The organism is Coleofasciculus sp. G3-WIS-01 (assembly GCF_040223135.1).
Classification (GTDB): Bacteria; Cyanobacteriota; Cyanobacteriia; order Cyanobacteriales; family Coleofasciculaceae; genus Coleofasciculus.
The window spans coordinates 1-7,991 of sequence record NZ_JAVJZI010000156.1; the positions used below are offsets into that span (position 1 = coordinate 1).

General features: G+C 46.2%; 9 protein-coding genes, 1 tRNA gene and 2 pseudogenes. 2 read left to right on the forward strand and 10 right to left on the reverse strand.

Going from position 1 to position 7,991, the window contains the following annotated elements; translation table 11 throughout:
* Positions 1–153 precede the first annotated feature (153 nt).
* The 5 genes from RIM23_RS15180 to RIM23_RS15200 form a co-directional block, all read right to left on the reverse strand.
* A complete protein-coding gene (locus RIM23_RS15180) occupies positions 154–2,169 on the reverse strand; it encodes a ribonuclease catalytic domain-containing protein (RefSeq protein WP_446368056.1) in 2,016 nt (671 codons plus the stop codon).
* Positions 2,170–2,407: 238 nt separating this feature from the next.
* Positions 2,408–2,623 (reverse strand): 30S ribosomal protein S18, encoded by a 216-nt coding sequence (gene rpsR, locus RIM23_RS15185; protein WP_446368057.1) that lies wholly within the window; start codon positions 2,621–2,623, stop codon positions 2,408–2,410.
* A gap of 63 nt (positions 2,624–2,686) precedes the next feature.
* Positions 2,687–2,881, reverse strand: coding sequence for a 50S ribosomal protein L33 (gene rpmG, locus RIM23_RS15190; protein WP_446355548.1), 195 nt, complete (start codon positions 2,879–2,881; stop codon positions 2,687–2,689).
* 54 nt (positions 2,882–2,935) lie between these two features.
* The gene (locus RIM23_RS15195; RefSeq protein WP_446368058.1) at positions 2,936–3,472 is read right to left on the reverse strand and encodes an RDD family protein; all 537 of its coding nucleotides are present in this window, start codon (positions 3,470–3,472) and stop codon (positions 2,936–2,938) included.
* A gap of 82 nt (positions 3,473–3,554) precedes the next feature.
* Positions 3,555–3,971, reverse strand: coding sequence for a hypothetical protein (locus RIM23_RS15200; RefSeq protein WP_446368059.1), 417 nt, complete (start codon positions 3,969–3,971; stop codon positions 3,555–3,557).
* Between the two features lie 201 nt (positions 3,972–4,172).
* Between RIM23_RS15200 and RIM23_RS15205 the strand changes: the two genes are divergently transcribed.
* Positions 4,173–4,244, forward strand: a tRNA-Lys gene (locus RIM23_RS15205).
* 67 nt (positions 4,245–4,311) lie between these two features.
* The gene (locus RIM23_RS15210; protein WP_446368060.1) at positions 4,312–4,599 is read left to right on the forward strand and encodes a small RNA NsiR4-regulated ssr1528 family protein; all 288 of its coding nucleotides are present in this window, start codon (positions 4,312–4,314) and stop codon (positions 4,597–4,599) included.
* 109 nt (positions 4,600–4,708) lie between these two features.
* Here the strand turns inward: RIM23_RS15210 and RIM23_RS15215 are convergent, their stop codons facing one another.
* From RIM23_RS15215 to RIM23_RS15235, 5 genes and pseudogenes are all read right to left on the reverse strand, one after another.
* Positions 4,709–5,488 carry an ABC transporter permease gene (locus RIM23_RS15215; RefSeq protein ID WP_446368061.1) on the reverse strand — a complete coding sequence of 260 codons (780 nt, stop codon included), beginning with the start codon at positions 5,486–5,488 and terminating at the stop codon, positions 4,709–4,711.
* Positions 5,489–5,653: 165 nt separating this feature from the next.
* On the reverse strand, positions 5,654–6,598 hold the full coding sequence (locus tag RIM23_RS15220) for an ABC transporter ATP-binding protein (RefSeq protein WP_446368062.1): 945 nt from the start codon (positions 6,596–6,598) through the stop codon (positions 5,654–5,656).
* Between the two features lie 187 nt (positions 6,599–6,785).
* Entirely contained in the window at positions 6,786–7,025 is a 240-nt protein-coding gene (locus RIM23_RS15225; protein WP_446368063.1) for a hypothetical protein, read from the reverse strand.
* Between the two features lie 52 nt (positions 7,026–7,077).
* Positions 7,078–7,317, reverse strand: a pseudogene (locus tag RIM23_RS15230) (hypothetical protein); the annotation flags it as partial.
* Between the two features lie 206 nt (positions 7,318–7,523).
* Positions 7,524–7,865: pseudogene (locus tag RIM23_RS15235) on the reverse strand (hypothetical protein); the annotation flags it as partial.
* Positions 7,866–7,991 lie beyond the last annotated feature (126 nt).

Sequence of the window (7,991 nt, forward strand, 5' to 3'; positions counted from 1 at the left end):
AAAAAAAGGGGTTCTAGATATTAAGTGATATTCTAGTTGACTTCGGGTAGGACATAATTGTGTAAGACCTAATTAGAGGTGACTCGAAAGGGCGATGATTAGCTCAAGAATCTCCCGCGTTTTAACCGGGAGAGTGTCAAACCAACTGACAATCTAGGTAGCCGCAGGTTCAACTGCTTGATCCATCAGTTCTCGAAACTGAATCACATCTTGACGTGGATCAGCATGAGTCACCTGAACATCCAAGCGATCGCCCAGTCTAACTGACCGCTTAAACCGCATGACTAACTCTAACCCTAAATCTTCCAACAGAATCAAGCCCAAGTTGTCGTGTTCGCGTAACCAACGCAGCATTAACGCTTGCCACACTTGATCCGGGTGACGCCGTAAATATTCCAATCCCCAATAACGATTGGTTTGGCGTTCCACCATCGCGGCTTCTGATGCGGCTGTAGTCACGCTCTGCATGGTTTCTTGCAGGTATTGAGCCGAAAAGGGTAAAGGATCACCGCGCAGGTGGGCTTTTAGTTGAAAATGATTCAGCAAATCGGTATAACGGCGGATAGGAGAGGTAACTTGGGTATAAGTTTCCAATCCCAAACCGGCATGACGCAGGGGAGTAATACTCATTTCACTGCGAGGCATACAGCGGCGCATAGCACAGAAGCGCACAGGACCTGGGGGCAATACCAGCAATTCTTCATCAGAGGGAAGTTCCGGCTGGGGTTGTCCGCGAAAGGGGAGGGGAATTTGATGGCTTTGACCATAGCGTCCAGCAACTTCCCCGGCTAGAATCATCATTTCTGCGACCATTAGCCGCGCCTGGGAATCCTCTAAAACCTGAATGATGATCTCATCTTGATTCCGGACTTTAATCACCGCCTCTGGCATGTGGATACTAATCGCACCCTGACTCGAGCGCCATTCTTGGCGACGCTTTGCCCATTTCGCGATCGCGGCAATTTCCGATTCTGCCTTCACCCCCAGTTCCAACATTTCATCCACATCTTCGTAGGTGAGGCGATAGGTAGGTTTAATCAGGCTGGGGTGAATCTGGTACTCTTCAATACTGCCATCTTCATCCAAGATCACGCCAAAACTCAGGGATGGACAGACTTGACCCTCCACTAAACTCATTGGACCGGTTGCCAGTTCCGCCGGAAACATGGAAATCATGCCCGTCGGTAAATAGAGAGTGGTACTGCGCCGTCGGGCTTCTTTATCCAGTTCGTCTTCGGGTCTAACCAAGCGGGTTGGATCAGCAATATGAATCCACAGACGCTCTCTACCCTGTTCGAGTTGTTCTAAACTCAACCCATCGTCGATTTCTGAGGTACTCTCGTCATCAACGGTGTATACCTTCAAATAAGTTAAGTCTAAACGGTCTTGATCAGGGTCGGGAGGCGGAGAATCCAAGTATTGTTGCACCAAGTCAAGCACCTCACGACGAAAGTGAACAGGGTAAGATGAGCGCCGCAAAAACAGATTCTCGTGAGGAGTCCAAATCCCTAAGTCTACCAACAGATCGAATGCCGCTTGGGGAGTTTGCGGGCGATCTAGGGTAGCTAATAGATCTTGGGCTACACGAGACGCATTTTCTGGATACAGGACAAACCGTTCGAGCAGATCAAAGCGAGTGCGATCGCTCTCTTGCCAGTCTACCGCTTCACCGTTGAGTTTCTGCTGAGTGCGCTTTAAAAATTCCTCTTGCTCTCGTTGCTTCGATTCGGTGGCTAATTGCTGATGTTTAATTTCAGCTACCTTAGCTGCTGGACGGGGTTCGTAGCTATCGGCTTTTTGTTTAAAGTAGAGTTTGTCTTCCGATAGCAAGCAATGAGCGGCATAACACAGGGGTGGGCTTTGGTCAGAAAACAAAAGCTGTGCCATTTGTGCACAGGTTACGGCTTCTCCCTCTTCCACCAGCAATTCCCAAGCCACTTCTAGGCTGGATGGATCGAGATAAGGTTCGACTTGAGTGAGAAAGTCAGAAATTTCTGATACGTCAAATTTACCACCCTGGACTTCGTAGGTAAATTGCCGGGGATGAAGCGTGTGAGATTGACCACGTTCGTCAATAACCGTCCAGCGCGTTTTGCCATCTGGACGGTCTACGATCGCTAGATGACGATCTCCTTGCACACGAAATTCTATAAGTGTTCCTTTTTCCACCAGCTTCGCTAATCCCGGTCGTTTATCTTTATGTTTAGAAAGGCTCCTCTAGAAGCCCCCACTGTACTCCGTCAGAGTCAGTGTGTGGAGTTATCAGACTCTCTACCTAGTCTAACGGGTGATGGGGTAATCCCAAAAGGGTTAGACGGGGCATCAAAGGATTCAATCATTTGACACCACCGTCTAATCAGAGATCGGTTGTCTCACCGCACCTCACCCTCAGCTCTGTTGAGCCGCATCATCCCTCTTTATTGACGAAAGGTAATAATGCTAAGATGCGAGCGCGTTTAATGGATCCCGTCAAAGCTCGTTGCTGTTGAGACGTAAGACCTGTAATCCGACGAGGCAGAATTTTACCCCGTTCGGTAATGAATTTGCGGAGTAATTCCACATCCTTGTAGTCAATCGGATCTCCAGGCTTGATCGGAGAAAGGCGTTTGCGAAAGTAGGTCATGGGCAGTTCTTAGGGATTTGTAGTCATCAAGTTTAGTTTAGAGTGCATTGCCATCGTTCATGGCTATTTTATTTCTTTATGCACCGTATGTTTATTGCAGTGAGTGCAGAACTTTTTCAGTTCTAGACGCCCTGTGGTATTGCGACGGTTTTTCATCGTCGTATAGCGAGAGACACCGTTTGATCGCTTGTCTGGGTTAGTGCGACACTCGGTGCATTCTAAGGTTATAACGAGTCGGACTCCTTTCTTACTTGCCATAGTCTTACTTCTAAGAAATTAAATCAGGGTGTGAGTGAATTTAAACACAATCTCTTATTTTTGCATACGACGCCGAATTTGGGCAACCCATCGCTTCAGACGCAGATCGAGGGAAAACCCGCGACGGGTTTGAATCACGATGGTTTTGGCGATACGATCATGAAAGGCTTGCTGAGTTTCCGGTTCCGATAAAGCTATGCCACAATCGACTCCTAAGGGCGCAATTAACAGCAGCAAAGAGATACCATTCGCCAAACCGATATTTAAGCCAATCATGGCTAAGAGCGCACAAAAGCCCAGAATGCCTTCTCGTTTGCTTAGCGTCAATAGCCCTGGAAGTTTGCCGTATTTAGCATCGAGCACTTTTATATCCAATGCCCAGCGCCCCAAACTCTGACCCTGATTGCTCGATACCAATACCACCCGCAGCCCTAACCAAAGCGCCATAAATACTAGCATTTGCAAAAAAGCATTTCCACCCGCCATCGAACTAACCAGCCAAACGGCGACAAAATCGATGAGGAAGGCACACACCCGCCGCTCTATTGGCACTTGCGGAAAGCGCTTGTGAATGGGTTCAAGTTCATACATGGTTAGGGTAGGGCTATGCAATCTCTATTCATTCTATGGTAACTGGAATTGAAGTTCCAGACGTAGCCGGCTATAATTTCGGCTAAGATTCAATTTTTTGACGCAATCTTTTAATTGTACTGGCGCGGCTAACGATTGTAGCCATACCCTTCTCAATTTGCACAAAGACTTTACCCGAAAAAACGTTACGCAAAGCCGGACGTTGGTAAACTAGAAAATTATTGATTTCTGCTTGAGGTTCAAAACCCATCTCAGCTAGGGTAGTATTGAGAGTTTGAGTAAATACTTTTTTATTCTTGAATTCTAGAGAGAGAGTCACGCTGCGATTAAAGTAAGCACCCAGTAATCCGGCGACTAGACCAAGAGTAATACCATAACGATAAGGAAGGGGTTGGGTTAAACTTAGCCCCAGAACTTGGGAGGCTAAAAGAGCAACAATTAGGGTCATGCCTGTGAAGTAATAATAGAACGTTGCCCAAAAACCAGGACCTAGTTGCATACAATGACCTCTCTAGATTCAAACCAAGACAGCCGGGAATCGAGTTTAAAGGATCAGATGTGATCTTAACGGGTGAGGGGTTTGGGGAGCTATAAGTCCCACAGCATAATCTTTGATTGGCTTTGGGATGATGTCACGAGAAGATCCATAGACAAGCTCTACTAAGTTGAAATTTTGCTATAGTAATCTAAAGCGAACGAAGGGCGACTAGCTCAACGGTAGAGCAGCGGACTCTTAATCCGGTGGTTCAGGGTTCGAATCCCTGGTCGCCCATTCCCCGACTCAAATAGGGCTGGCTTTTGATAATATACCTCAATACAACACTTAGAATCCTCTAAACATGTCCCCAGAAACCAATTTAGGTGCAGATGCGGTTGATCACGCGATCGCGAAGGGAGTGGACTTGGACGGAAGTCCCATTCCCACCGCTAAACTGGAACTCTACAACCAAGTGATGGCGCTGGAAGCCAACCGACAGCGTAGCGGGGTATCAAACACGATGCGATCGCGGATTGTCCGGATTGGAGCAAAACATATTTCCCAAGACGAACTTAATCAAATGCTTATCGATGCTGACTTTGCCCCCCTTAAAGAGAAAGAAATTGCTTTTTATTACGGGGGAAAATAGCAAGTAACCCCCTTTTCAACCTTGGCGATTAAAATCGCGGAATCACACAAATCTAGTTCGCACAGGCGGACTAGATTTTAAAGAGTGCTTCCCATTACAACAGATAGAATCAACGAAACAACTGGGGATAAATCTTTCGCCAAGCCAACCCAGCAAAAAGACCCATTCCTAAGAGTAGCCCGATTAACTTCACAAACCAGAAATTGGATAAGCCTAGGGGCCAGCGCAATAGATCCACCAGAGCCGCAAGGGGCAATAGATTGGCAATATTTCCCAGTATAGGCGGTAACGTTTCACGAGGAAAGTAAGTCCCACAGAAGGTAAACATCGGGACGATGAATAAGAAAAGTGGCACGTTAATTTGGTCAATTGTTCGCATGGTTCCCGCCGTGAACAGTCCCATAACGCCAAAGAGCATACTGCCCAAAATAATCAGGGGTAATGATATCAGTAAATGCCAGCCTGAGTAGAGTCCCCACACCACCGCAACTAATCCAGTCAAGCTACCGGCGATGATGCCTTTGGTGGTTGCCCATAGCCAGTCCCCCAAAAACACTTCTGTGAAGCTCAACGGCGCTGTGAGTAGAGCTTGCCAGGTTTTTTGGAATCTCAGGCGAATAAAACTGCCAAAAGCGCCCTCAAAAAAGGATTGGAATAGCACACCGATGGCAATCATACCAGGGGCAATAAACTTTAAGTAGGAAACCGTTTCACCGTTGTAGGTGACATCGCCGACTAAGGGACTAAGCCCATAGCCAAAAGCGACGAGATAAATGATCGGTTCAGAAAGCGGAGGTAAGCTATTTACCAGCCAAGTTTTCTGATAAACCCTAGCATGACGATGCCAGACTGAGTAAACTCCCCAAGGGGTAACAGAAATGCCTTTCATTTTTATTTGCGATTTCAAAGATTTTGTTTTGAATGAATCCTTTGTGGCAGCTCTCTTGGCTAACAGATGACTGTAGGGGCGGGTTTTACTCCAATCCTTTGTTGCCACCCAGATGCTAATAAACCCGCCCAGACTAAATGGGAGAATTCTTTGACGAATGACGCATTATTCAAGTGATGTACCTGTCAGGTGCAAAAATACATCGTCTAAATTGGTATGGCGACGGGTTAAGCTAAAAGGATTGGTAGCATCCAGACATTCCCAAAGAGGGTGGGGATTGTCTGCTGGTAAGCCAATCAGGTAACCATTGCCAAAAGAGCGATACCACGTTTGATACTGATGGGCGAGTTGTTGGAGAATTTCTGCTGAAATGCCCTCAATTTCTACAACCTCTGTGCCAACAGTACGCTCAATCAGTTCCTCAGGAGTGCCTTGGTCAATCATTTTACCCTGTTGGAGTAAAATAAGGCGATCGCACAATCGTTGCGCTTCATCCATATAGTGGGTTGTCAATAGCACCCCACAGCCCTTTTGTTTAAGCTGACTGACTAACTTCCAAAAATCTTGCCGCGCATGGGGGTCAAGCCCAGTTGTCGGTTCATCCAGAAACACCACTTGTGGCTGATTAATCAACGCCCGTGCTAACACCAGACGCCGCTTCATACCGCCAGAAAGTTCATCAACCCGATGTTTAGCATAATCTTGCAACCCCACTTGCGCTAGTAACTCCCCTGCCCGTTTCCGAGCCGCTTTGCCAACAATTCGGTAGTGATGGGCAAAGAAAATCAAGTTATCGAAGACACTAAAATCGGGGTCAAGATTATCTTCTTGAGTCACAATCCCCATCGAAGAACGCGCCAAACGTCCTTGAGATTGGATTTGATACTGTCCGAGTTGCACAAAACCCCGACTGGGAATTACTGAACCATAGAGCATTCCTACTGTCGTGGTTTTCCCTGCACCATTGGGACCAAGCAGACCCAAAATTTCTCCCGAATTTAGGGTAAAACTAACATCTTGAACAACATGGTTTGAACCGTAAGATTTCCACAAGTCATAAGCTGTGAGTACCACGGACTGGGTTTGAGGTTGAGCCGTTGTCAGAGTCATAGGTAATGATGATTACACCGCCGATTGTTTGCTTTATTGTCAAGAGAATAGAGTCACCTTGAAAAGCCCTAGGGTAAGTTTGAGATATTGTATTATATTGTAATACACACTTAAGTAAAGCTATCACAGGCGGTGAATACTTCACCTCACCCGATCAGGTTATTTGTCATTTTTTATTAGGCATTTGTCATCCATTATCTAATCCGTTACCACCTTCATTCATTCTTTGTTTAACATAGAAAATATACTCATCCTCTCGATTAGATCGCCAGATATAGTTTTTATCGATACCGGATAAATGCTGCAACTGCTTGTAATTTTCCACGTCAGCAATAACCCTGCCATCATAGTAACCAATTGTGTTGATCGGCTTTTGGTAGAACAAATGTTCAAAACAGTGGCAGGTTTTGGAGGGGGAGTATGTCAAGTTTGTAGGTTGGGTTGAGGAACGAAACCCAACGTCATCGTTAGGGTGAGAATTACCGACAAACCTGATCTGCACTTTTTCGGATGGTATTGTGTCTCCACTGTAAAGCATTGGATATAGTCAGATAACCCTGAACGGGTGGATTACTCAAAATATCCTCCGCAATGTTTAAAGCTTCAATATCATCAACAGGTAGATTTCTGTCTTGCATGAAAGCAATTAAGTCATCTGTATTACCATCATTATTGAGAAGGTCAAGAATTCCCCGCGTCATTTGGTAATCCGCTGTGCGACTCATCGTAGATACTTTCAATCTCCGAGAATTTTGCTGCTTCATCTAGAAGGATATCAATTGTTAATTCCGGCTTCACAAGTCCTTTCCCATTTGATGCATGATGCCTTGTAGGGGCGCAAGGTTTGCGCCCAGAAACCCCCTAAAATATACCGTACTATTGTAGCTGTGCCACGCTAGTAAGGTGGGCAATGCCCACCCTACAATTAATCATCCCTTACAGGCAACGGAGTCTCCAGAATTTCCATCAACAACTCCAACCGGGAAGGACGAGACAAAAGCGGAATCAGGTTTGGCAGTGAGTAGTAGTCACCCGCAAAGGTAAACGTATCTACTTGCACTTGCCGTTCCCGCAACTTTTGTTCAATCCAGTCATAGGAACTCCCTACCTTGACGATGATCACATTTGGCAGCACATTCAACTCTTGACAATAGGCATCAAAAGCGTTACCAAAATAGGGCGCCGTGTTTTCCCCTTGATCCGTCACCAAGATAAACTGCTCCACCAACTGCTTACGCCGACGCATCGCCTCAACGCTACAGCCGATGTCGCACGCTTTGACTAAAAATAGTGCCGCACAAGTTCAGAAAGCTATTTATAGCAGTAGACACATCGATTAGGACAAACGAACTGTTGTTCCAGACGCTTCAAAAGCGCGTCTCTACCATAAGAT

What these genes read in the sequence shown, in the direction of transcription:
- RIM23_RS15200 (WP_446368059.1), bottom strand. Translation starts at nt 3,971, where the DNA reads ATGCAACTAGGTCCTGGTTTTTGGGCAACGTTCTATTATTACTTCACA.
- rpmG (WP_446355548.1), bottom strand. Translation starts at nt 2,881, where the DNA reads ATGGCAAGTAAGAAAGGAGTCCGACTCGTTATAACCTTAGAATGCACC.
- RIM23_RS15215 (WP_446368061.1), bottom strand. Translation starts at nt 5,488, where the DNA reads ATGAAAGGCATTTCTGTTACCCCTTGGGGAGTTTACTCAGTCTGGCAT.
- rpsR (WP_446368057.1), bottom strand. Translation starts at nt 2,623, where the DNA reads ATGACCTACTTTCGCAAACGCCTTTCTCCGATCAAGCCTGGAGATCCG.
- RIM23_RS15220 (WP_446368062.1), bottom strand. Translation starts at nt 6,598, where the DNA reads ATGACTCTGACAACGGCTCAACCTCAAACCCAGTCCGTGGTACTCACA.
- RIM23_RS15195 (WP_446368058.1), bottom strand. Translation starts at nt 3,472, where the DNA reads ATGTATGAACTTGAACCCATTCACAAGCGCTTTCCGCAAGTGCCAATA.
- RIM23_RS15210 (WP_446368060.1), top strand. Translation starts at nt 4,312, where the DNA reads ATGTCCCCAGAAACCAATTTAGGTGCAGATGCGGTTGATCACGCGATC.